Here is a 21574-nt window from a genome sequence, read left to right as displayed (position 1 = left end):
CACTGTGAATCCGCTGTCACAGAGAACGTCCAGCCGCTCCCCGGTCCCCCGCCAGGTGGCGCACCGACGGTGACCCCATGCCACCCCTTCTGCAGGGCGCGGACGCGCGCGCCGGAGAACCCCGACCGGCCCCACCGGTGCTCGACGTCGTCGTGCCGGTCCACGACGAGGAGACCGACCTCGAGCCGTGCCTGCGCCGGCTGCACGCGGCGCTGTCCGACCTGCCGTGGTCGTTCCGGATCACCGTCGCCGAGAACGCCAGCACCGACGGCACGCTGGCCGTGGCCCGGCGGGTCGCCGCCGAGCTGCCCGGCGTCGAGGTGCGGGTGCTCCCGGAGCCCGGCCGCGGCCGGGCGCTGCGCGAGGCGTGGCTGGCCTCCGACGCACCCGTCCTCGTCTACACGGACGTCGACCTCTCCACCGACCTCGCCGCCCTGCTCCCCCTCGTCGCCCCGCTGCTCAGCGGCCACTCCGACCTGGCCGTCGGCACCCGCCTCTCCCGCTCCTCCCGCGTGGTCCGCGGGCTCAAGCGCGAGGTCATCAGCCGGGGCTACAACCTGCTGCTGCGCGGGACGCTCGCCACCTCGCTGTCCGACGCGCAGTGCGGCTTCAAGGCGATCCGGGCCGACGTCGCCCGGCGGCTGCTGCCCCTGGTGGAGGACACCGGCTGGTTCTTCGACACCGAGCTGCTGGTGCTCGCCGAGCGCTCCGGCCTGCGCATCCACGAGGTGCCGGTCGACTGGGTCGACGACCCCGACAGCCGGGTCGACATCGTGCGGACGGCGAAGGCGGACCTGGCCGGCATCGCCCGGATGCTGCGCGCGTTCGCCACCGGCCGGCTGCCGATCGCCGAGCTGCGGGCGCAGATCGGCCGCCGGCCGCTGCCCGATCCGGTGCCCGGGGTGCCGCCCGGCATGGTGGCCCAGCTGCTGCGGTTCGCCGCCGTCGGCGTGCTGTCGACCATCGCCTACCTGCTCCTGTTCGTGCTGCTGCGCGGGGTGGTCGGCGCGCAGCCGGCCAACCTCACCGCGCTGCTGCTCACCGCCGTCGCCAACACCGCGGCCAACCGGCGGATCACCTTCGGCATCCGCGGCGGCGCCGGCGCCGCGGTCCACCACGCCCAGGGCCTGGCCGTCTTCGGCCTCGGGCTGGCCCTGACCAGCGGCTCGCTCGCCGTCCTGCACGCCGCCGCGCCGGGCGCCTCCCGCGCGGCGGAGCTGCTCCTGCTCGTCGCCGCCAACGCCGTCGCGACGCTGCTGCGCTTCGTCCTCTTCCGCGGCTGGGTGTTCCGGCCGCGGTCCGCGTCCACCCCTGCCGACGGCGGGAACGCCGTCCTCGAGATGGAGACCGCCCGATGACCACGACCCTGCCCGCCGCGCCGCCGGAGCGGGCCGCCCCTGCACCGCCCCCGGCCCGGCCGTCGCGGCTGCGCCGGCTCGTCCGCGGTCGCGACGGCGACCCCGGCTGGGTGCGCCCGGCGCTGCTCGGCCTGCTCGCGGCCACCGGCGTCCTCTACGTCTGGGACCTGTCCGCCTCCGGCTGGGCCAACGCCTTCTACTCCGCCGCTGTGCAGGCCGGTTCGCAGAGCTGGGAGGCGTTCTTCTACGGCTCCTCCGACGCCGCGAACTCCATCACCGTCGACAAGCCGCCGGCCTCGCTGTGGGTGATGGCCCTGTCGGTGCGGCTGTTCGGGCTGTCGTCGTGGTCGATCCTGGTGCCGCAGGCGCTCATGGGCGTGGCCACCGTCGGGGTGCTCTACCTCGCCGTCCGGCGGGTGGCCGGGTACGGCCCGGCGCTGCTGGCCGGCGCGGCCCTGGCGCTCACGCCGGTCGCGGTGCTGATGTTCCGGTTCAACAACCCCGACGCGCTGCTGGTCCTGCTCATGACGCTGGCCGCCTACGCGCTCACCCGGGCCGTCGAGCGGGCGCGGCTGCGCTGGCTGGTCGGCGTCGGCGTGCTCGTCGGTCTGGCCTTCCTCACCAAGACGCTGCAGGCGGTGCTCGTCGTCCCCGGGTTCGCGCTGGCCTACCTGGTGACCGCGCCCACCACGCTGCCGAAGCGCCTGCTGCACCTGCTCGCGGCCGGCGCCGCGCTCGTCGTCACCGGCGGCTGGTGGGTCGCGGTCGTCGAGCTCGTCCCCGCCTCGGTGCGGCCCTACATCGGCGGCTCGCAGACCGACTCGGTGTGGGAGCTGATCTGGGGCTACAACGGCCTGGGCCGGCTCACCGGCGAGGAGACGGGCAGCGTCGGCGGCGGCGTGGGCTGGGGCGAGACCGGCCTCGGACGGCTGTTCGGCTCGGAGATCGGCGGGCAGATCGCCTGGCTGCTGCCCGCGGCGCTGCTGCTGCTCGTCGCCGGGCTGGTGGCCGTGGGCCGGGCCCCGCGCACCGACGGCCGCCGCGCGGGCCTGCTCACGTGGGGCACCTGGCTGCTGGTCACCGGCCTCACCTTCAGCCTGATGGCCGGCATCTTCCACGCCTACTACACCGTGGCGCTGGCACCGGCGGTCGCGGCGCTGGTAGGCCTCGGTGGTGGGCTGCTGTGGCAGCGGCGCGGGCAGTTCTGGGCGCGGGTCGTGCTGGCCGTCGTCCTCGCCGCCACCGCCACCTGGTCGTGGGCGCTGATGGCGCGGTCGGCCGACTTCCTGCCGTGGCTGAAGTGGGTCGTGCTGGTCGCCGGCGCGGTCGCCGCGCTGGGGCTGCTGGTGGTGCACCGGCTGCGCCGCGCGGTCACCGCGGGCGTGCTCGCGCTGGCGGTCGTCGCCGGGCTCGGCGGCCCGGCCGCCTACGCCGTCCAGACGGCGGGCACGGCGCACACCGGGTCGATCCCGAGCGCGGGCCCGGCCGTGACCTCCGACGGCGGCTTCGGCGGCGGTGGCGCCGGTGGCCCAGGTCGGGCCGGCGGACCAGGCGGTTTCACCGGCGGCGGCACCCGTCCGGCCGGTGGCCCGGGCGGCGGGGGCGGCGGGGGCGGCGGCACCGTGCCCGCCCCGGCCGGCGGCACCACCGGCGGCCGCGGCGGCTTCGGCGGTGGCGGGCTGCTCGACGCCGGCGAGGTCAGCGACGAGCTGGCCGCCGTCCTCGCCGAGGACGCCGGCTCCTACACCTGGGTGGCGGCGACCGTGGGCGCCAACAACGCGGCGGGCTACCAGCTGGCCACCGAGCTGCCGGTCATGCCGATCGGCGGGTTCAACGGCACCGACCCCTCGCCGACGCTGGCGGAGTTCCAGGCGCTCGTCGAGTCCGGCCAGGTCCACTGGTTCGTGTCCGGCGGCGTCGGGATGGGCGGTGGCGACGGCGGCAGCAGCGCCTCGGCCGAGATCACCAGCTGGGTGGAGGAGAACTTCACCGCCACCACGGTCGACGGCGTGACGCTCTACGACCTCAGCCAGGCCGGCTGACAACCCTTCCCCCGACGCTCGTGCTCTGTCCACCGTGGTGGGCAGAGCACGAGCGTGGGCGGAACAGGTGTCAGCGCTTGAGTGCGTACTCCTTGAGCAGGCCGCGGCTGATGATCGTCTTCTGGATCTCGCTGGTGCCCTCGCCGATGAGCAGGAACGGCGCCTCGCGCATGAGCCGCTCGATCTCGTACTCCTTGGAGTAGCCGTAGCCGCCGTGGATGCGGAACGACTCCTGGGTCACCTCGGCGGCGAACTCGCTGGCCAGCAGCTTGGCCATGCCGGCCTCGACGTCGTTGCGGGAGCCCGAGTCCTTGAGGCGGGCGGCGCGGACCATCATCGCGTGCGCGGCCTCGACCTTGGTCGCCATCTCGGCCAGCTTGAACGCGATCGCCTGGTGGCCGGCGATCGGCTTGCCGAAGGTCTCGCGCTGCTGGGCGTACTCGATCGCCAGCTCGAAGGCGCGGATCGCGATGCCGCAGCCGCGGGCGGCCACGTTCACCCGGCCCACCTCGACGCCGTCCATCATCTGGGCGAAGCCGCGGCCCGGCACGCCGCCGAGGACGTCGTCGGCGGAGGCGGCGAAGCCGTCGAACACCAGCTCGGTGGTGTCGACGCCCTTGTAGCCCATCTTGTCGATCTTGCCGGGGATGCTCAGACCCGGGAGCACGTCGCCGAAACCGGCCGGCTTCTCGATCAGGAACGTCGTGAGGTTCTGGTGCGCCTTCTCGGCACCCTCGTCGGTGCGCACGAGCGCGGCGACCAGCGTCGACGAGCCGCCGTTGGTGAGCCACATCTTCTGGCCGTCGATCACGTACGACCCGTCGTCCTTCCTCACGGCCCTGGTGCGGATGCCGGCGACGTCGGAGCCCAGCCCGGGCTCGGACATCGAGAACGCGCCGCGCACCTCCCCGGTGGCCATGCGGGGCAGCAGGCGCTCCTTCTGCTCGGCCGTGCCGTGCTGCAGGACCATGTAGGCGACGATGAAGTGGGTGTTGATGACGCCGGAGACGCTCATCCAGCCGCGGGCGATCTCCTCGACCACCAGCGCGTAGGTGAGCAGCGACTCCCCGAGGCCGCCGTGCTCCTCGGGGATCGTCAGCCCGAAGATCCCCAGCTCCTTGAGGCCGTCGACGATCTCCTGCGGGTACTCGTCGGCGTGCTCCAGCCGCTGCGCGTTCGGGATGATCTCCTTGTCGACGAAGCTGCGGACCGTCGCCAGGATCTCCTGCTGCACGTCGGTCAGGTCGGCGGTCTGCGCCAGGCGGGTCATTCGCACGCACCTCTCGGGACTGCGGTGTCCGTTGGTTACCGGTGAGTATGGGCCACCGCGGCGGTGCGCCCCGGGTGGCTCTCGTCACCCCGAGGGGCCCGCGGTTACCGTCGCCTCGGTGAGGACCCGGCTGCTCGCCCCGCTCGCCGCCGCCCTGCTGCTGGCCGGCTGCGGGGGCGAGCCGTCCTCCGCCGAGCGCACCGAGCCCGCCCCGGCGCAGGCCGAGGCCTCGGCGCAGGCCTCCGCCGACCCCGCCGCGGCGACCGACCCGCAGAGCGCGGCCCGGGCCGTCGCGCTGCGCGCCGCCGACCTGCCGGAGGGCTGGACGGTGCAGGCCAACCCGGTGCCGGACGGCGACCTCACCGACAACCCGAGCCTGGCGGGCATCTGCGGCTTCCCGTTCACCTCCGAGGAGCACCGGGTGGCCAAGTTCCCCGTCGTCGGGCTCGACGCCACGGCCACCGCGCAGCTCACCTCCGAGGCCATCGCCTACGACGGACCGCAGGCCGCGACCACCGCCGTCCAGGAGCTGGTCCAGGCGTTCAGCAGCTGCCCGCCGGAGGAGTACGCGTTCCTCCCGGCGCCCAGCGCCGAGGGGCTCGCCGACAACAGCGTCGTCTTCCGGTACGAGCTCGCCGACGGCGTGACCCAGGTGGTCGTCGCGCAGGCCCGCGGGGCGGTCCTCTCGGTCCTGATCGGCGAGGACCCGGAGACGGCGACGGCCGCCGCCCGCGCGATCGCGACCCGACTCGCCGCGGTCCCTCCGTCCGCCGTCGGGCTCTGAGGCCGCACACTGCGGGCATGAGCCATCCGGGTCAGCCACCCGCCTACGGGCCACCGCCGGGTTACGGCCCTCCGCCGCAGTACGGGCCCCCGCAGGGCTACCCGCCGCCGTACCCGGTCTACGGCCCGCCGACCAACGCGCTGGCGATCGCCGCGCTGGTCTGCGCGCTGACCGTGGCGCCGGTCGGGCTGGGGCTGGGCATCGCCGCGCGCAAGCAGATCCGCCGCAGCGGCGAGCAGGGTGACGGGATGGCGCTCGCCGCGGTGATCATCGGCGGCATCGTCACCGGCATCTGGGTGCTGGTGGTCGCCGTCCTGGTGATCAGCTGGTTCGCGCTGGCCGGCAGCGTCGACTTCGGCCCCTGACGGTCACCGGTCGCCGGCCAGGGCCCGGCCGAGGTTGAGGACCAGGCGCGGGACCAGGGCGTGGTCGAGGCCGGCGCAGCGGATGCTCGCCGTGTCGGTCTCCGGGTCCCACACGATCTGCACGATCGGCTTGCCGCCCGACGTCTCGAGGAGCGCCCGCACCTCGTCGTCCGCCCGCGGGTCCATGGACCACCTCCGTCCTCCCCGTGCACCGGACACCGTGCGCGCGCCGCCGGTTCCGGTACAGGGCAGTCGGCCTCTGGTCGTGGGGGCGGTCCGCGGAGGACGATGGCAGTGTGCACGCCGGGCGACCGGCCCCGTCCCGGCGCCGAGCGGCTCGCCGCTCAGTCCTCGGGCGGGGTGAACGACGACGTGCGCGACAGGCCGGCGGCACGGCCCTTGCCGGCGACGACCAGCGCCATCTTGCGGCTGGCCTCGTCGATCATCTCGTCGCCGAGCATCGCCGAGCCCTTCTTCCCGCCGGCCTCGGAGGTGTGGTACTCGTACGCGTCGAGGATCAGCTCGGCGTGGTCGTAGTCCTCCTGCGACGGCGCGTAGATCTCGTTCGCCGCGTCGATCTGACCGGGGTGCAGCACCCACTTGCCGTCGAAGCCGAGCACCGCCGAGCGCTTGGCCACCTCGCGGAACGCGTCGACGTCGCGCACCTGCAGGAACGGGCCGTCGATGGCCTGCACGCCGCGGGCGCGGGCGGCCATGAGGATCTGCATGAGGATGTGGTGGAAGGGGTCGCCCGGGTAGTCGGGGTGCAGGGCGCCGACCACGAGCGACTTCATGTTGATCGACGCCATGAAGTCGGCCGGGCCGAAGATGATCGTCTCGATCCGCGGGCTGGCGAAGGCGATGTCGTTGACGTTGATCAGGCCCTGGGCGGTCTCGATCTGCGCCTCGATGCCGATCCGGCCGACCTCCAGGCCGTTGGCCTTCTCGATCTGGGTGAGCAGGAGGTCCAGGGCGCGCACCTGGGCGGCGTCGGCGACCTTGGGCAGCATGATGCAGTCGAGGTCGGCCCCCGCACCCTCCACGACCTCGAGCACGTCGCGGTAGGTCCACTCCGTCGTCCAGTCGTTGACCCGGACGACGCGGATCTTCTCGCCCCAGCCGCCCTCGTTGAGCGCGGCGACGATGTTCTTGCGGGCGCCCGGCTTGGCCAGCGGCGCGCACGCGTCCTCCAGGTCGAGGAACACCTGGTCGGCGGCCAGGCCCTTCGCCTTCTCCAGGAAGCGGGGGTTGCTGCCCGGCACGGCGAGGTTGGAACGGCGGGATCGGAGCTCGGCCACGGTGCCTCCGCTGCGGATCGGGGGTGCGTCGGTTACCGGAGAGTAGCGACGCCCCTCGCGGCCCGCGCCGCGTTGTGGTCAACGCCTCAGGGGACGAGGTCGGTCTCCACCTCGTGCACCAGGTCCACCGGCAGACCGGCGTCGGCCGCGTGCCGCCGGATGCTCTCCGGGTCGGGCGACTCGTAGACGCAGAACGCCTTGAACCCGTCGGGAGTGCTCACCACGTGGGTGTGCTCCCAGGTGATGTGCGGGTAGCGCGCCTCGCGGACCGCCGTGGAGCGCTCGGCGGCGGCGTCCAGCTCCTCGCGCGTGACGTCGCCGAGGGTCCGCTCGACGAGGTACCTCGGCATGGGGCGCAGTGTGCTCTCAGGTCGCCGGCTCCACCAGGGTCGTCGGGCGGCTCGCCCGGACCACGAGGGCGACCCCGGCGACCACCGCGGCCATGCCCGGCAGCGCGAGCAGCGGCGGCACCTGGCCCAGCAGCGCGAAGGCGACGACCAGCGAGCCGGGCACCTCGAGCAGGACGGCGAGGCTGACCACGGTCGGCCCCACCGAGGAGAGCACCAGGTTGAGCAGGGTGTGCCCGAACAGCTGTGCGCAGACGGTGATCCCCCCGATGAGCAGCCAGTCGCGCAGCGGGAAGCCGGCCAGCGGCGAGCCGGCGACCAGCGCGACGACCGCGGTGGCCGCGGCGCAGACCGAGTAGCAGACGATCGTGTAGGCCGACGTGGCCAGCCGCTGCCGGGCCCGCGCCCCGGCCAGCACGTACCCGCCGGCGCAGAGCGCGCCGAGCAGCGCCAGCCCGTCGCCGGCCAGCGCCTCGAGGCTCACCGTCACGTCGACCCCGGCGATCAGCGCCGCGCCCAGGACGGCGAGCACCAGCCCCCACCACACCTGCGGCGCCAGGCGCACGCCGCTGATCCGGGCCACCAGCGCGGTCCAGATCGGCGTGGTGGTGACCAGCGCGACGGAGGCCCCGACCGACGTCATCGACAGGCTCGGCAACCAGGCGGCGAAGTGCCCGGCGAGGAACAGGCCGGCGACCACCGAGCTGCCCAGGTCGCGCGGCCGCAGCCCGTGCAGCGTCGCCCGTTCCCGGGTGAGCAGCACGGGCAGCAGGGCGGCGGCGCCGGCGGCGTTGCGCCAGAACGCGATGGCCAGGAACGGCGCGGCGACCAGCGCGGTCAGCGGCCCGGACATCGAGACGCCGACGACCGCCACGGCCATGATCGCGAACTCGCGGCCGGTCGGCCGGTGCACCGCCCAGGCCGCGGCCTGGGACGTCATCAGGGCAACCGGATGCGGCCGCTCGCCACCGGCACGACCGCGCCCGAGACGGTCGCCGACGTCGCGCGGCCGCCGGTGGCCGTGACGGTGCAGGTCAGCACCGACGGGCGGCCCATCCGCTCCCCCTGGCGGACGACGTAGGAGGCCGTCCCCTCGCCGGGCAGCAGGCCGGCGGCCACCAGCCACACGCCGAGGCCCAGCGCCGCCGACCCCGTGGCCGGGTCCTCGCCCCAGCCGAGGTCGCCGGCGAAGACCCGCGCGCGGGCGGTCGACGTCGCGGCGTCCCAGGAGACGACCGGGACACCCTCCCCCACGCCGACCCGGCCGAGCGCGGCGGGGTCGGGGCGGGCCTCGTCGACCACCTCCGGGCGCACCGCGAGGTAGGCGAACGGCAGGCCGCACCCGGCGACGTGCGCCGGCAGCCCGACGGCGTCGGCGGCCGCCAGCCCCATGGCCTCGGCCAGCTCCGCGGGGTCGGGCCCGTCCTCGAGGGTCGGCCGGCCGCCGGTGAGCGTGGCGCCGTCGTCGGTCACCTCGATCGGCAGGACGCCCGCGCCGCACTCCTGGCGCACCGTGCCGGCGGGCAGCCGGCCGGCCCGCACGAGCGTGTGCGCGGCGCCGACGCTGGGGTGCCCGGCGAAGGGCAGCTCGGCGTAGGGGGTGAAGATGCGCACCTTGTAGTCGGCGCCCGGCTCGGTGGGCGCCATGAGGAACGACGTCTCCGACAGGTGGAACTCGTTGGCCAGCGCCTGGCACTGCTCCGTGCCGAGCCCGTCGGCGTCGAACACGACGGCCAGCGGGTTGCCGGCGAAGGCCCGCGGCGCGAAGACGTCGACGATCTCGTACTGCAGCGGATCGGGGCTCGGCACGGCCCGACGGTAGCCTTCCCAGCCGTGACGACGGCGACCCGGGCATACGTCTCGCGGCTGGCCGGGCTGACCGTGTTCGACCCCAACGGCGACCGCGTCGGCAAGGTCCGCGACGTCGTCGCCGGGCTGCGCGTGGGCACCGCCCCGCCGCGCGTGCTCGGCCTCGTCGTCGAGGTGGTGGCGCGGCGGCGGATCTTCGTGCCGATGGGCCGGGTCACCGCCCTCGACCCGGGCGCGGTGATGCTCGCCTCCGGGACCCTCAACCTCAAGCGCTTCGAGCAGCGGGCCGGCGAGACCCTGGTGCTCGGCGAGCTGCTCGACCGCGCGGTCACCATCCGCGAGTCCGGCCGCCGGGCCACCGTCGTCGACGCCGGCATGGAGCAGACCCGCACCGGCGACTGGCTGATCACCCGCCTCGCCGTGCAGGAGCCCGGCCGGCTGGGCCGCCGCGGCCAGCTGCACCAGCTCGCCTGGGACGACGTCACCGGGCTGGCGCTCGCCCAGGGCGGGCAGGGCGCCGAGACGCTGCTCGCCACCTACCGCGAGCTCAACGCCGCCGACCTGGCGCACGCCCTGCAGGAGCTGCCGATCAAGCGCCGGCACGAGGTGGCCGAGGCGCTCGACGACGAGCGGCTGGCCGACGTCCTCGGCGAGCTGCCCGAGGCCGACCAGATCACCATCCTCGGCACCCTGGACGAGGCGCGGGCGGCCGACGTCCTCGAGGAGATGGACCCCGACGACGCCGCCGACCTGCTGGCCGAGCTGTCCAAGGTCGACCGCGACCGGCTGCTCGAGCTCATGGAGCCCGACGAGGCCGAACCGGTGCGCCAGCTGCTCGCCTACTCCGAGGACACCGCCGGCGGCATCATGACCAGCGAGCCGGTGATCCTCGCCCCCGACGCCACGATCGCCGAGGCGCTCGCCCGCGTGCGCGACCCCGAGCTCACCCCGGCGCTGGCCACCCAGGTGTACGTCTGCCGGCCGCCGTCGGCCACGCCCACCGGCCGCTACCTCGGGCTGGCGCACATCCAGCGGCTGCTGCGCGAACCGCCGTCCACCCTGGTCAGCGGGGCGCTCGACGACCTCGAGCCGCTGCGGCCGGAGGCGCCGCTGGCCGAGGTCACGCGCTACTTCGCCACCTACAACCTCGTCGCCGCGCCGGTGGTCGACCAGCAGGGCCGGCTCGTCGGCGCGGTGAGCGTGGACGACGTCCTCGACCACCTGCTGCCCGACGACTGGCGCGAGCGGGCCCGCCGTGGCTGACGGCCGGCGGCTCGACGTCCCGCGGGGCCACGCGCGCACGTTCGGCAGCTTCCTGCGGCTCAACCCCGACGCGGTCGGGCGGTTCGCCGAGGGCATCGCCCGCTTCCTCGGCACCGGCAGCTTCCTCGCCGTCCAGACGATCATCGTGGTGGCCTGGATCTGCCTGAACGTCTTCGCCATCCGGCTGCAGTGGGACCCCTACCCGTTCATCCTGCTCAACCTGGCCTTCTCCACCCAGGCCGCGTACGCGGCACCGCTGATCCTGCTGGCCCAGAACCGGCAGGCCGACCGCGACCGCGTGCAGGCCGAGGAGGACCGCGCGCGGGCCGCGCAGACCCGGGCCGACACCGAGTACCTCGCCCGCGAGCTGGCCGCGCTGCGGGTGGCGATCGGCGAGCTCGCCACCCGCGACTTCATCCGGGGGGAGCTCAGCCGCCTGGCCGAGGACGACGGCGAGGAGCGGGAGAAGAAGGGCAAGAAGAAGAAGGACCGGGACGCCGCGCCGGTGGCCCCCGGCGAGGTCTCGCGCTAGTCCTGTCGGTCCCGGGCGGCACACTGCCGGCATGCGCACGCACGCCGTGGTGCCGTCGCCGCTCGGTCCGTTGACCGTCGTCCGGGAGGACGGCGTCCTCGTCCGGCTGTTCCTCGAGCCGCCCGGACCGGCCGCCGACCTGGGCCGGGGCGACGCCGCCGGCCTCGCCGACGTGGCGGCCCAGGTGGAGGAGTACTTCGCCGGGCAGCGGGAGGCGTTCGACCTGCCGCTGCGCCCGCGGGGCAGCGACTTCGAGCTGGCCGTGTGGCGGGAGCTGCGGCGCATCCCCTACGGCGAGACCCGCTCCTACGGCGCGGTGGCGGCGGCCGTCGGCGAACCCGGCGGCGCGCAGGCCGTCGGCCTGGCCTGCGGGCGCAACCCGCTGGCGATCGTCGTCCCGTGCCACCGGGTGGTGGGCGCCGACGGCAGCCTCGTGGGGTTCGGCGGCGGCCTGCCGCGCAAGCGGTTCCTGCTCGACCTCGAGCAGCGCGACACCCGGTTGTTCTAGCGGCCGCGGAGCGCGCCGGCGAGCCCGGGCGGCGGCAGGGTGCGGGTCAGGCGCCCCACAGCACGTGCACCAGCGCGCCGGCGCCCCCGGCGAGGACGAGCACGACGACGAACGGCGCCCGCAGCGCCAGCGCCACCGCGGCGACGGCCAGGCCGGCCAGCCGCCCGTCGAGGACGAGGTCCTGGCCGGAGGCCACCGCCTGCACCACGACCAGCGCGGCCAGCAGCGCGGCGGGGACGAAGTCGACGACCCGGCGCACCCACGGCTGCTCCACCCAGCGCGCGGGCACCGACAGGCCCGCCAGCTTGAGCAGGTAGCAGCCGAGGGACCCGGCGAGCACCACCGCCCAGAGCGTCGTGCCGCTCACGCGGCCCCCTCCGGCTCGCGCCGCCGCACGGCGAGCGCCACCGCGACGACGGCGGCGACGACCTGCACGCCGGGCGGCACGAACGGGGTGAGCACCAGGGCCACCACGGCGCCGCCGAGGGCCACCCGCCGCTGCACCGCGGGCTCGGGGAACGGCCGGCGCAGCCGCGGCCACAGCAGGGCCAGGAACGCCGCGGGGACGACGGCGTCCAGCGCCGCCCGCGCGGCGCCGCCCAGCGCGGCGGCGCCGAGCGCCCCGATCAGCGTCGTGACGTTCCACAGGGTGAAGATCGTGGCGCCGCCGACGAGGAAGCCCAGCCGGGCCAGGCCGCGGTCGGGCGCCGCGACGGCCAGCGCCGTGGTCTCGTCGATGACCCAGTGCGCGGTGCCGAACCGCGACAGCCCCCGCGGCCGCAGCAGCGGGACCAGCCGGACGCCGTAGACGGTGTTGCGGGTGCCGAGCAGCAGGGCGCTGCCCACCGCCGCCAGCGCGCTGCCGCCGGCGCCGATCACGCCGACGAGGGCGAACTGGGAGGCGCCGGTGAACATCAGCAGCGACAGCGTCACCGCCTGCCACTCCGACAGGCCCGCCGAGACCGCGGCGGCGCCGAAGGCCGCCCCGTAGAGGCCGACCGCGAGGCCGAGCCCGACGGCGTCCCGCAGGGTCTCGGAACGGGCGGAGGTCGGCACTCGGCCGACCCTAACGGCCGGCCGCCGCGCCCCGGTCACCCCAGGCGGGAGAGCAGCCGGCGCCGGGTGCGGCGGGGGCGCCGGCGGGCGGCGAGCAGCACCATGTCGCGCCGGTGCGCGCGCTCGGGGTCGGCGAGGAGGAGGACGTGGAGCAGCGGGGTCGCATCGGTCGGGTTCACGACGACGACGGTCGTCCTGAGGGGCCGGGCCGGGCATCGGTCGACCGCGCACGCTCCGCCGTCCGCCGGCATCTGAGGCACCTCAGACCACGACTGCGCAGCAGATCACCCCTGAGGCGGCGGGCACCCGGTGCCACCCGCCGTACAGTGGCGGGAGACCCGGATGCGCTGGTCGCCGCGGGCGCGCGGCAAGGGCCGGCCGGGTCCTTCGCCGAAGGAGACGAACGAGAACGATGTCGGACACGATGACCGGCTCGCCGGCGCTCGACGCCGTCAACGCGGCTCTGGCCACCGTCCAGGACCCGGAGATCAACCGCCCGCTGACCGAGCTGGGCATGGTCAAGGACGTGCAGATCGGCGCCGACGGCACCGTGCGCGTCGAGGTCTACCTGACCGTCGCCGGCTGCCCGATGCGCGAGACGATCACCAACCGCGTCACCCAGGCCGTCTCCGCCGTCCCCGGGGTGACCTCGGTGCAGGTCGGCCTCGACGTGATGAGCGACGAGCAGCGCGCCGAGCTGCGCCGCACGGTCCGCGGCGACGCCACCGACCCGGTGATCCCCTTCGCCCAGCCCGGCTCGCTGACCCGCGTGTACGCGGTGGCCTCCGGCAAGGGCGGCGTCGGCAAGTCGAGCGTCACGGTCAACCTCGCGGCCGCGCTGGCCAAGCGCGGGCTGTCGGTGGGCGTGGTGGACGCCGACATCTACGGCCACTCGGTGCCGCGGATGCTGGGCGTCGACGACAAGCCCACCCAGGTCGACAACATGATCATGCCGCCGCAGTCCTACGGCGTGAAGGTCATCTCGATCGGCATGTTCACCCCCGGCAACACGCCGGTGGTCTGGCGCGGGCCCATGCTGCACCGGGCGCTGCAGCAGTTCCTCGCCGACGTCTGGTGGGGCGACCTCGACGTCCTGCTGCTCGACCTGCCGCCCGGCACCGGCGACGTGGCGATCTCCATCGCCCAGCTGCTGCCCAACGCCGAGATCCTCGTGGTGACCACGCCGCAGACCGCGGCCGCCGAGGTCGCCGAGCGGGCCGGGGCCATCGCCACCCAGACCCACCAGCAGGTGGTCGGCGTCATCGAGAACATGTCGTGGCTCGATCTGCCCGACGGCGGCCGCATGGAGGTCTTCGGCTCCGGCGGCGGCCAGGCCGTGAGCGACGCGCTGACCCGCACCCTCGGCGCGCGCGTGCCGCTGCTGGGGCAGATCCCGCTCGACACCCGCCTGCGGGAGGCCGGCGACGCCGGCGCCCCGATCGTGCTGGCGGAGCCGGACTCGCCCGCGGCGCAGGCGCTCGCGCGGGTGGCCGACGGCCTGGCCACCCGCCAGCGCGGCCTCTCCGGCATGAGCCTGGGCCTCACCCCCGTCCGCCGGTGACGACGCGGCGCCGGTAGGCGAGCCGCCCCGCGAGGCGCCCTGAAGCCCGGGAGGGCTCAGCGCACGCGGGGCACGGCTCGTGGCCGCGGTGTCGTCCGGTAGGGCGACGGATCAGGTCGCGTCGATGTCGAACGGCGGGGGCGTGCCCGCGTCGCGCGGCTTGGCGGCGGGGCGCGCGGCCGGCCGGGCGGGCGCCGCGGTCGCGGCCGTCGCGCCGCTCCGCCGCGGCGGGGCCTCGTCGTCGTCGCCGAGCAGCTGCTGGCGGATGAACGTCTTCGGGTGGTACTTGCGCAGGTCGAGGTCCCGCAGCTCGGCGAAGTCGTCGCCCATGGACTCGTGCACCTGCGAGCGGACGCCGGTCACGGCCTCGCGGACCTTGCGCAGCCCCTGGGCGGCATCGCGGGCCAGCGTGGGCAGCCGCTCGGGCCCGAAGATGAACAGCGCCGCGAGCGCGAGGACGACGATCTCGCCCCAGCCGATCGAGTCGAACACCGCCGCTCCCGTCCGATCCCGGCGCCGGCCGCCGGACCGCCGTCCAGCGTAGCCGGGGCCCCCGCGCGCGGGCTGTCCCCCAAACTGGGCCGCTAGGCCTGGTCGAGGGTCGCCTGCACCGTCGTCGACGAACCGTTGCGCACCAGCTCGACCGTCACCGTGTCGCCCGGCGCGTGCGCGTCCACGGCGACGACGAGCTCCTCGGAGCTGCCCACCTGCTGGTCGTCGATCGCGATGATGACGTCCTGCTCCTCGATGCCGGCCCGGTCGGCGCCGCTGTCGGGCTCGACGTTGAGCACCAGCGCGCCGTCGCGCGTGCCGTCGGTGACCGAGCGGGTGTTCACCCCGAGCGCGGCGTGCACCGCCGAGCCGGTCGAGATCAGCTGCTCGGCGATGTCGCGGGCGGTGTCGATGGGGATCGCGAAGCCCAGGCCGATGGAGCCGCCGGTGGTGCCATTGCCGCCGAGCGAGGCGATCGCGGTGTTGATGCCGATCACCGCGCCGGTCGCGTCGACCAGCGCGCCGCCGGAGTTGCCCGGGTTGATCGGCGCGTCGGTCTGGACGGCGCTGATGACGGCGTTGGTGTCGCTGCCCTCACCGGAGAGCCGCACCGGGCGGTCGAGCGCGCTGACGATGCCGCTGGTGACCGTGCCGGCCAGGCCCAGCGGCGAGCCGATCGCGACCACCGGGTCGCCCACGAGGACGCCCTCGGAGTCGCCCAGCGACGCGGCCACCAGGCCCGGCTTGTCGACCTTGATGACGGCGATGTCGCTGGCCGGGTCGCGTCCCACGATGCGCGCCTCGGAGCCGCTGCCGTCGGAGAAGACCGCGCGGATCTCGGCTTCCTCATTGCCGTCGGCCCCGGAGATCACGTGGTTGTTGGTGACGATGTAGCCGTTCTCGGCGTCGACGACCACGCCCGAGCCCGTGGCCCCGGCGTTGCCGAGCCGCACCTCGATGGAGACGACGGCGGGGGCGACCCGCTCGGCGATGTCGGCCACCGAGCCGGGCTCGCGGGCGACGCCCTCGTCGACCTCGGACAGCTGCGTGTCGGGCGCGAGCAGCGGTGTCTCGGCGGCCTCGCGGGTGAGGAACCAGCCCACCCCGCCGCCGATGGCGCCGACGAGCAGGACGGCGAGCAGCACCAGCGCCGAGACCCGGATCGACAGGTCGCGCAGCCGGACCTTCGTGCGGCCCCGGGCGTCGACGACGACCGGGCCCTCCTGCTGCTCCTCGTCGTAGACGGCGGGGGCGCCCAGGCCGGCCGGGGCGTGCGGGTCGCGCCACGGGTCGGAGGCGGCGTCGGGCTTCCACCACGGGCCGGCGGAGGTGCGCCGTCGGCCCGGCCGCCCGCCCGGCGGCTCCTGCAGGCCGGTGCGCCCCGGCCCGGACGGCGCGAACGCCCGCAGCACCGCCTCGGGCGGCGGGGGCGGCAGCCGCCGGGGCGGCGGCACCGGCCGGTCACCGGCGAAGCCGCCGTCGACGCTGGCCGGCCGGCCGAACGCGGCCTGCTGGGCGGGGGACGTCGCCGGCACGGGCGTGGGGCGCGGGGTCAGCCGCTCCCCCGGGACGGCGAACGACCCGGTCGCCCCCTCGGGTCGGGCGAAGACCCGGTCGGCCGGGTCCTGCTGCTGCTCCGCCGGGGCGCGGCGGTCGTCGGTGTCGCTCAGGGCGTCCCACCCGGGACGGCGGCGGTCACGGACGCGTTCCCGACGGTGAGGGTGCGGACGACGGGCGGCACCCCCTCAGTCTGCTCCTCCGGGAGCGACGGCCGCGCGACGGGGCCCGGCGGCGTGCCGCGGTCGAGGTCCTCGACGGCCGGCAGGTTCAGGGCGAGGACGGTGACCCCGATCCCCAGCCCGACCAGCGTGCCGGTGACGCCGCGGCGCAGCCAGCGCGCCGTCGACTCGCCGCGGCCCGGGCGCTGCGGGCGCAGCGACACCGCCCACGAGCCCGACCTCCCCGAGACGGTCAGCGAGTCCGGGCCGGCGGCGAGCGTCCCGGGGCCCCCGCTCCCCGGCACGTCGGTGGTGAACGGGATGGCGCACAGCCGCGAGAGCAGGTCACCGGGGACGGCGACCTCCTCCGAGCGGTGCAGCGCCTCCTTGGCCTCGCGCTGGGCCTGCACGGCCATGCGGCACTGCGCGCAGCCCGTGAGGTGGGCCGCCGCGCGCCGCGCCGGGCCCGCGGTCAGCTCGCCGTCGACCAGCGCGGCGATCGCCTCCTGGGCCAGGTGGCTCTCGGGGATGCTCATGCCCGCCCTCCCTCCACGACGGCGGGACGGCGCGGCGCCAGGTGGGCCAGCGCCTCGCGCAGCTGCACGCGGCCGCGGTGGATCCGGCTGCGCACCGTCCCCAGCTTGATGCCGAGCGTCGCCGCGATCTCCTCGTAGGTCAGCCCCTCGATGTCGCAGAGCACCACCGCCACCCGGAACTCCGGCGACAGCGCGTCCAGCGCCGCCTGGACCTGCGGGTCGAGGTGGGTGTCGGCGTAGACCTGCTCGGGGCTGGGCGCCGAGCCGGGCAACCGCTCGGTGTCCTCCGGCAGCGCGTCGAACCGGATCCGCTGCCGGCGGCGCACCATGTCGAGGAACAGGTTCGTGGTGATCCGGTGCAGCCAGCCCTCGAAGGTGCCCGGCGAGAAGTCCGCCAGCGACCGGAAGACCCGCACGAAGGTCTCCTGGGTGAGGTCCTCGGCGTCCTGCGCGTTGCCCGACAGGCGGTACGCGAGGCGGTAGACGCGGGCCGAGTGCTCGCGCACGACCTGGTCCCAGCTCGGCGCGACCCACGCCTCGGCGGCGGGCTCGGGGACGACGGGCTCGGCCACGGCCCCAGGATCCCCCACGGGGGCCGGCGCGTCCCGCTCCTCGGTCGCGGGGACGGCGGACGGTGCTCGCTTCAGGCGCACGGAACCATCAACGGACGGGCACCGGAGGGGTGTTCCCGCCCACAGCGAACGCACAGGCGGGCACACCGGCCACGCGCCTGGGCGCTGACGCGGGGCCCCGGCCACTACCCTCGGCCGGTGATGAGCGGCGGGGGATGGTCCGGGGCGGAGGCCGCGGCCTACGCCGACCGCTTCGCCCCCGAGTCCCCCGCCCTGGTCGCCGCCCGGGCCCGGCTGGCGCACCGGTCGGACGCGGTGCCGGTGGAACCGGCGGCCGGCGCCGCGCTCGCCGTCCTGGCCGCGCAGGGCCGGGCGCGCTCGGTGGTCTCCATCGGCGGCGGCGGCATCTCGGGGCTGTGGCTGCTCAAGGGCATGCGGCCCGACGGCGTCCTCACCGCCCTCGACGGCGACCCCGAGCAGCTGCGCGCCGCGCGCAAGGCGTTCACCGAGGCCGGGGTCCCGCAGGGCCGCACCCGGCTGATCTTCGGCACCCCGGCGGAGGTCCTCCCCCGGCTCTCCCCGGGCGCCTACGACCTGGTCAGCTGCGCCGGCCCGCCGCGCGAGTACACCGCGCAGCTGCCGGCGCTGCTCGACCTCATCCGCCCGGGCGGCACGCTGGTCTGCCACGGCCTGCTGGCCGGCGGCCGGGTCGCCGACCGCACCGCGCGCGATCCGCAGACGGTGGCCTGGCGGGAGCTGGCCCGCACGGTCCGGGAGGACGAGGCGCTGCTGTCCGCCGTCCTGCCCGTGGGCAGCGGGCTGCTGGTGGCGACGAAGCCCGCCGCCTAGCGACCGAGGGGTCCGGCCGCCGTCAGACGAGCGCGACCGCGCCCTTGCCCAGCACGGTGACCCCGCCCGCGGAGACGTGGTAGCGCTCGCGGTCGGCGCCGTGGTCGACACCGATGCGGGCCCACGGCGGGACGACGACGTTCTTGTCGAGGATCGCGCGCCGCACGTAGGCGCCCTCGCCGATGTGCACGCCGTCCATGAGGACGCTGTCCTCGACCCGCGCCCCGCGCTCGACCCGCACGCCGGGCGCGATGACCGAGTGGTGCACCGAGCCGCCGCCGATGATCGTGCCGGCGCTCACCATGGACTCCTCCGCGCGGCCGCCGAGCACGAACTTCGCGGGGGGCGCCTGCGGCGGCAGGGTGAGGATGGGCCAGCGGTCGTTGTAGAGGTTGAAGATCGGCGTCACGGACACGAGGTCCATGTGCGCGTCGAAGTAGGAGTCGATCGTCCCCACGTCGCGCCAGTAGCCGTGGTCGCGCTCGGTCGCCCCCGGGACGATGTTCGTGGAGAAGTCGTAGACCCACGCCTCGCCCTGGTCGGCGAGCATCGGCATGATCGAGCCGCCCATGTCGTGGGCGGAGGACTCGTCGGCGGCGTCGGCGCGCAGCGCCTCGAGCAGCGCGTCGGTGGTGAAGCAGTAGTTGCCCATGGAGGCGAAGCTCTCCTCGGGCGAGTCCGGCAGCCCGGGCGGGTCGGCCGGCTTCTCCAGGAACCCGCGCACCCGGCCCTCGGCGTCGGCGTCGATCACGCCGAACCCGGTGGCCTCGGCCCGCGGCACCCGCAGCCCGGCGATGGTGACCCCGGCACCGGTCTGCAGGTGCTGGTCGACCATCTGGCCGGGGTCCATGCGGTAGACGTGGTCGGCGCCGAAGACGAGGACGATGTCGGGCCGGGCGTCGTAGATGAGGTTGAGGCTCTGGAAGATCGCGTCGGCGCTGCCGGTGTACCAGCGCGGGCCGAGCCGCTGCTGCGCCGGCACCGGGGTGATGTAGTTGCCGAGCAGCTGCGAGAGCCGCCACGTGGTGGTGATGTGCCGGTCCAGGCTGTGGCTCTTGTACTGGGTGAGGACGGCGATCTGCCGCACCTCGGCGTTCACCAGGTTGGACAGCACGAAGTCGATGAGCCGGTAGTTGCCGCCGAAGGGCACCGCCGGCTTGGCCCGGTCCTGGGTGAGGGGGGCCAGCCGCTTGCCCTCACCGCCTGCCAGGACGATGCCGAGCACCCGTGGACCGCCGCGCATGCTCGAAACGTAGCCGCTCAGCACGTGGTCCGCGCCACCTGGTCCGCCGGTTCCGCCCCCTAGGGTGACGCCGTGCGCATCGGGATCGTGACCAGGGAGTGGCCGCCGGACGTCTACGGCGGCGCGGGCGTGCACGTCGAGCACCTCGTGGCGGCGCTGCGCGCGCTGCCGGCCGGGCCGGAGCTGACCGTCCACTGCTTCGGCGGCGAGCGCCCGGACGCGGTCGGGCACGGCGTGCCCGCCGGGCTGGCGCAGGCCAACGGGGCGCTGCAGGCGCTGGGCGTCGACGTCGAGATCGCCGGCGCGCTCGCCGGCGCCGACCTGGTGCACAGCCACACCTGGTACACCAACGCCGCGGGGATGTTCAGCCAGCTGGTGCACGGGGTGCCGCACGTGGTCACCGCGCACTCGCTCGAGCCGCGCCGGCCGTGGAAGGCCGACCAGCTCGGCGGCGGCTACCGGCTGTCGTCGTGGGTGGAGCGGACGGCGTACCTCTCCGCCGACGCGGTGATCGCGGTCAGCCGCGGCATGCGCGACGACGTCCTCGCCGTCTACCCCGAGCTCGACCCCGCCCGGGTGCACGTGGTCCACAACGGCGTCGACGCCGAGGCCTACCGGCCGACGCCGGCGCCCGACGTCGTCCGCTCGCTGGGCGTGGACCCCGACCGGCCGTACGCGCTGTTCGTCGGCCGCATCACCCGGCAGAAGGGGCTGGCCCACCTGCTGGCCGCCGCCGAGCAGCTGCCGCCCGAGGCCGGGCAGCTGGTGCTGTGCGCGGGCGCCGCCGACACCCCGGCCGAGCGGCAGCAGGTCGCCGACGCGGTGCAGGCGCTGCAGGCCCGCCGCGGCGGCGTCGTGTGGATCGAGGCGATGCTGCCCCGCGAGCAGCTGGTGCCGCTGATCACCGGCGCCACCGTCTTCGTCTGCCCGTCGGTGTACGAGCCGCTCGGCATCGTCAACCTCGAGGCCGCGGCCTGCGGCACCGCCGTGGTCGCCAGCGCGGTCGGCGGCATCCCCGAGGTGGTCGCCGACGGCGCCACCGGCCTGCTGGTGCCCTACGACCCCGAGGACGCCTCGGCGTTCGAGGCCGGGCTGGCCGCCCGCATCGCCGAGCTGCTGGGCGACCCGGTGCGGGCGGCGCGGATGGGCGCCGCCGGCCGCGAGCGCGTGCTCACCGAGTTCGGCTGGCCCGCGATCGCCCAGGAGACCGTCGGTCTCTACACCCAGCTCCTCGACGGGCGGTCCTGAACCAGGGCCTCCTCCGCCCGTGGTCATCGCCGCGTGGCCGTGCCCGGCGGCGTGCCGAGCAGCCACCTGCCGCTGATCACGACGGGTCACCGGGCCGGTCGGAACCTCACCTCGTCCCCCGGCCGCAGCTGCGCCGCCGCCGCCAGACCGGCGGTGGTGACGACGGCGAGCACCGGGTAGCCGCCGGTGACGGGGTGGTCGGCGAGGAAGAGCACCGGGGCGCCGTCCGGCGGGACCTGGACCGCGCCGGGCACGAGCCCCTCGCTGGGCAGCTCGCCGTCCCGGGCCCGCTCCAGTCGCGGGCCGGTGAGCCGGGCGCCGACCCGGTCGCTGTCGGGGCTCACCGCCCACACCGCGGTGACCAGCCGCGACCAGGCCTCCCCGGTCAGCCAGTCGCGCCGCGGCCCCGGCAGCACCGGCAGCACCGGCCGGTCCGACGGCGCGGCCACCGGGGCGACGTCGACCACCGGCTCCTCGCCCGCGTCGGTGCCCACCGGCAGGAGGTCCCCCGCCCGCAGCGCCGCCGGCCCCAGGCCGCTGAGCAGGTCGGTGCTGCGCGAGCCGAGCACCGGCGGCACGTCGACGCCGCCGCGCACGGCCAGGTAGGACCGCAGCCCCACGGGCGGGGCGTCGAGCGCGAGCTCGGCGCCGGCCGGCAGGGTCAGCGGCGCGTTGAGTCCGGCCGGGCGGCCGGCGACGGTCAGGGGCGTCGGCGCGCCGGTC

General features: G+C 75.7%; 25 protein-coding genes. 10 read left to right on the top strand and 15 right to left on the bottom strand.

The annotated features are described in order from the left end of the window. Window positions 1-77 precede the first annotated feature (77 nt). Both ACI78S_RS08795 and ACI78S_RS08790 read left to right on the top strand, forming a co-directional pair. Window positions 78-1358: a glycosyltransferase gene (locus ACI78S_RS08795; protein ID WP_456972272.1), complete on the top strand. Its 1281-nt coding sequence runs from the start codon at window positions 78-80 to the stop codon at window positions 1356-1358. Further along, window positions 1355-3400: an ArnT family glycosyltransferase gene (locus tag ACI78S_RS08790; protein ID WP_456972270.1), complete on the top strand. Its 2046-nt coding sequence runs from the start codon at window positions 1355-1357 to the stop codon at window positions 3398-3400. Before ACI78S_RS08795 ends, ACI78S_RS08790 begins: the two co-directional genes overlap by 4 nt. Before the next feature lie 70 nt (window positions 3401-3470). Here the strand turns inward: ACI78S_RS08790 and ACI78S_RS08785 are convergent, their stop codons facing one another. Continuing rightward, window positions 3471-4670: an acyl-CoA dehydrogenase family protein gene (locus ACI78S_RS08785; RefSeq protein ID WP_456972268.1), complete on the bottom strand. Its 1200-nt coding sequence runs from the start codon at window positions 4668-4670 to the stop codon at window positions 3471-3473. Between the two features lie 118 nt (window positions 4671-4788). Here ACI78S_RS08785 and ACI78S_RS08780 point away from each other — a divergent pair, with 118 nt between their 5' ends. Both ACI78S_RS08780 and ACI78S_RS08775 read left to right on the top strand, forming a co-directional pair. Next, the gene (locus ACI78S_RS08780; protein ID WP_456972266.1) at window positions 4789-5454 is read left to right on the top strand and encodes a hypothetical protein; all 666 of its coding nucleotides are present in this window, start codon (window positions 4789-4791) and stop codon (window positions 5452-5454) included. Between the two features lie 17 nt (window positions 5455-5471). Then, window positions 5472-5819, top strand: a complete 348-nt coding sequence (locus ACI78S_RS08775) for a DUF4190 domain-containing protein (RefSeq protein WP_456972264.1) — start codon at window positions 5472-5474, stop codon at window positions 5817-5819. A 3-nt stretch (window positions 5820-5822) separates the two neighbouring features. Here the strand turns inward: ACI78S_RS08775 and ACI78S_RS08770 are convergent, their stop codons facing one another. The 5 genes from ACI78S_RS08770 to ACI78S_RS08750 all read right to left on the bottom strand — a co-directional run bounded on the left by ACI78S_RS08770 (window position 5823) and on the right by ACI78S_RS08750 (window position 9273). Next, window positions 5823-6005, bottom strand: a complete 183-nt coding sequence (locus ACI78S_RS08770; protein WP_456972262.1) for a hypothetical protein — start codon at window positions 6003-6005, stop codon at window positions 5823-5825. A 158-nt stretch (window positions 6006-6163) separates the two neighbouring features. Next, window positions 6164-7117 carry an HpcH/HpaI aldolase/citrate lyase family protein gene (locus ACI78S_RS08765; protein ID WP_456972260.1) on the bottom strand — a complete coding sequence of 318 codons (954 nt, stop codon included), beginning with the start codon at window positions 7115-7117 and terminating at the stop codon, window positions 6164-6166. An 86-nt stretch (window positions 7118-7203) separates the two neighbouring features. Then, window positions 7204-7467, bottom strand: a complete 264-nt coding sequence (locus ACI78S_RS08760; RefSeq protein WP_456972258.1) for a DUF4242 domain-containing protein — start codon at window positions 7465-7467, stop codon at window positions 7204-7206. A 16-nt stretch (window positions 7468-7483) separates the two neighbouring features. Further along, window positions 7484-8404: a DMT family transporter gene (locus ACI78S_RS08755; protein ID WP_456972256.1), complete on the bottom strand. Its 921-nt coding sequence runs from the start codon at window positions 8402-8404 to the stop codon at window positions 7484-7486. Then, the gene (locus ACI78S_RS08750) at window positions 8404-9273 is read right to left on the bottom strand and encodes a PhzF family phenazine biosynthesis protein (RefSeq protein WP_456972254.1); all 870 of its coding nucleotides are present in this window, start codon (window positions 9271-9273) and stop codon (window positions 8404-8406) included. The genes ACI78S_RS08755 and ACI78S_RS08750 overlap by 1 nt, the downstream gene beginning before the upstream one ends. A gap of 24 nt (window positions 9274-9297) precedes the next feature. Here ACI78S_RS08750 and ACI78S_RS08745 point away from each other — a divergent pair, with 24 nt between their 5' ends. The 3 genes from ACI78S_RS08745 to ACI78S_RS08735 are packed head-to-tail and all read left to right on the top strand — an operon-like array spanning window position 9298 to window position 11576. Continuing rightward, on the top strand, window positions 9298-10536 hold the full coding sequence (locus ACI78S_RS08745) for a magnesium transporter MgtE N-terminal domain-containing protein (RefSeq protein WP_456972252.1): 1239 nt from the start codon (window positions 9298-9300) through the stop codon (window positions 10534-10536). Further along, window positions 10529-11068 (top strand): DUF1003 domain-containing protein, encoded by a 540-nt coding sequence (locus ACI78S_RS08740; RefSeq protein ID WP_456972250.1) that lies wholly within the window; start codon window positions 10529-10531, stop codon window positions 11066-11068. Before ACI78S_RS08745 ends, ACI78S_RS08740 begins: the two co-directional genes overlap by 8 nt. Before the next feature lie 31 nt (window positions 11069-11099). After that, a complete protein-coding gene (locus ACI78S_RS08735) occupies window positions 11100-11576 on the top strand; it encodes a methylated-DNA--[protein]-cysteine S-methyltransferase (protein ID WP_456972248.1) in 477 nt (158 codons plus the stop codon). A gap of 46 nt (window positions 11577-11622) precedes the next feature. On the opposite strand, the gene ACI78S_RS08730 is transcribed toward ACI78S_RS08735, so the two are convergent. Genes ACI78S_RS08730 through ACI78S_RS08720 form a run of 3 tightly spaced genes read right to left on the bottom strand, consistent with a single transcriptional unit; the run spans window position 11623 to window position 12811 of the window. Next, window positions 11623-11943 carry an AzlD domain-containing protein gene (locus ACI78S_RS08730; protein WP_456972246.1) on the bottom strand — a complete coding sequence of 107 codons (321 nt, stop codon included), beginning with the start codon at window positions 11941-11943 and terminating at the stop codon, window positions 11623-11625. After that, the gene (locus ACI78S_RS08725) at window positions 11940-12632 is read right to left on the bottom strand and encodes an AzlC family ABC transporter permease (RefSeq protein WP_456972244.1); all 693 of its coding nucleotides are present in this window, start codon (window positions 12630-12632) and stop codon (window positions 11940-11942) included. Before ACI78S_RS08725 ends, ACI78S_RS08730 begins: the two co-directional genes overlap by 4 nt. Before the next feature lie 35 nt (window positions 12633-12667). Beyond that, a complete protein-coding gene (locus ACI78S_RS08720) occupies window positions 12668-12811 on the bottom strand; it encodes a hypothetical protein (RefSeq protein WP_456972242.1) in 144 nt (47 codons plus the stop codon). A gap of 233 nt (window positions 12812-13044) precedes the next feature. Here ACI78S_RS08720 and ACI78S_RS08715 point away from each other — a divergent pair, with 233 nt between their 5' ends. Next, a complete protein-coding gene (locus ACI78S_RS08715; protein ID WP_456972240.1) occupies window positions 13045-14193 on the top strand; it encodes an Mrp/NBP35 family ATP-binding protein in 1149 nt (382 codons plus the stop codon). A 111-nt stretch (window positions 14194-14304) separates the two neighbouring features. Here ACI78S_RS08715 and ACI78S_RS08710 read toward each other — a convergent pair whose 3' ends face one another. From ACI78S_RS08710 to sigE, 4 genes are all read right to left on the bottom strand, one after another. After that, on the bottom strand, window positions 14305-14685 hold the full coding sequence (locus ACI78S_RS08710; protein WP_456972238.1) for a sec-independent translocase: 381 nt from the start codon (window positions 14683-14685) through the stop codon (window positions 14305-14307). A gap of 92 nt (window positions 14686-14777) precedes the next feature. Then, window positions 14778-16220 carry a S1C family serine protease gene (locus tag ACI78S_RS08705; protein WP_456972236.1) on the bottom strand — a complete coding sequence of 481 codons (1443 nt, stop codon included), beginning with the start codon at window positions 16218-16220 and terminating at the stop codon, window positions 14778-14780. Between the two features lie 131 nt (window positions 16221-16351). After that, on the bottom strand, window positions 16352-16939 hold the full coding sequence (locus ACI78S_RS08700) for an anti-sigma factor family protein (protein WP_456972234.1): 588 nt from the start codon (window positions 16937-16939) through the stop codon (window positions 16352-16354). After that, window positions 16936-17511 (bottom strand): RNA polymerase sigma factor SigE, encoded by a 576-nt coding sequence (gene sigE, locus ACI78S_RS08695; protein WP_456972232.1) that lies wholly within the window; start codon window positions 17509-17511, stop codon window positions 16936-16938. Before sigE ends, ACI78S_RS08700 begins: the two co-directional genes overlap by 4 nt. Before the next feature lie 201 nt (window positions 17512-17712). Between sigE and ACI78S_RS08690 the strand changes: the two genes are divergently transcribed. Next, window positions 17713-18360, top strand: a complete 648-nt coding sequence (locus ACI78S_RS08690) for an O-methyltransferase (RefSeq protein ID WP_456972230.1) — start codon at window positions 17713-17715, stop codon at window positions 18358-18360. A gap of 22 nt (window positions 18361-18382) precedes the next feature. On the opposite strand, the gene glgC is transcribed toward ACI78S_RS08690, so the two are convergent. After that, window positions 18383-19603: a glucose-1-phosphate adenylyltransferase gene (glgC, locus tag ACI78S_RS08685; protein WP_456972228.1), complete on the bottom strand. Its 1221-nt coding sequence runs from the start codon at window positions 19601-19603 to the stop codon at window positions 18383-18385. A gap of 72 nt (window positions 19604-19675) precedes the next feature. Between glgC and glgA the strand changes: the two genes are divergently transcribed. Next, a complete protein-coding gene (gene glgA, locus ACI78S_RS08680; RefSeq protein ID WP_456972227.1) occupies window positions 19676-20851 on the top strand; it encodes a glycogen synthase in 1176 nt (391 codons plus the stop codon). An 86-nt stretch (window positions 20852-20937) separates the two neighbouring features. Here the strand turns inward: glgA and ACI78S_RS08675 are convergent. Next, window positions 20938-21574, bottom strand: a 637-nt coding sequence (locus ACI78S_RS08675) for a 5-oxoprolinase subunit C family protein (RefSeq protein WP_456972226.1), incomplete at its 5' end; no start/stop codon positions are given.

The organism is Geodermatophilus sp. SYSU D00815 (genome assembly GCF_054050035.1).
This window is presented reverse-complemented; position numbering and strand designations above follow the sequence as displayed.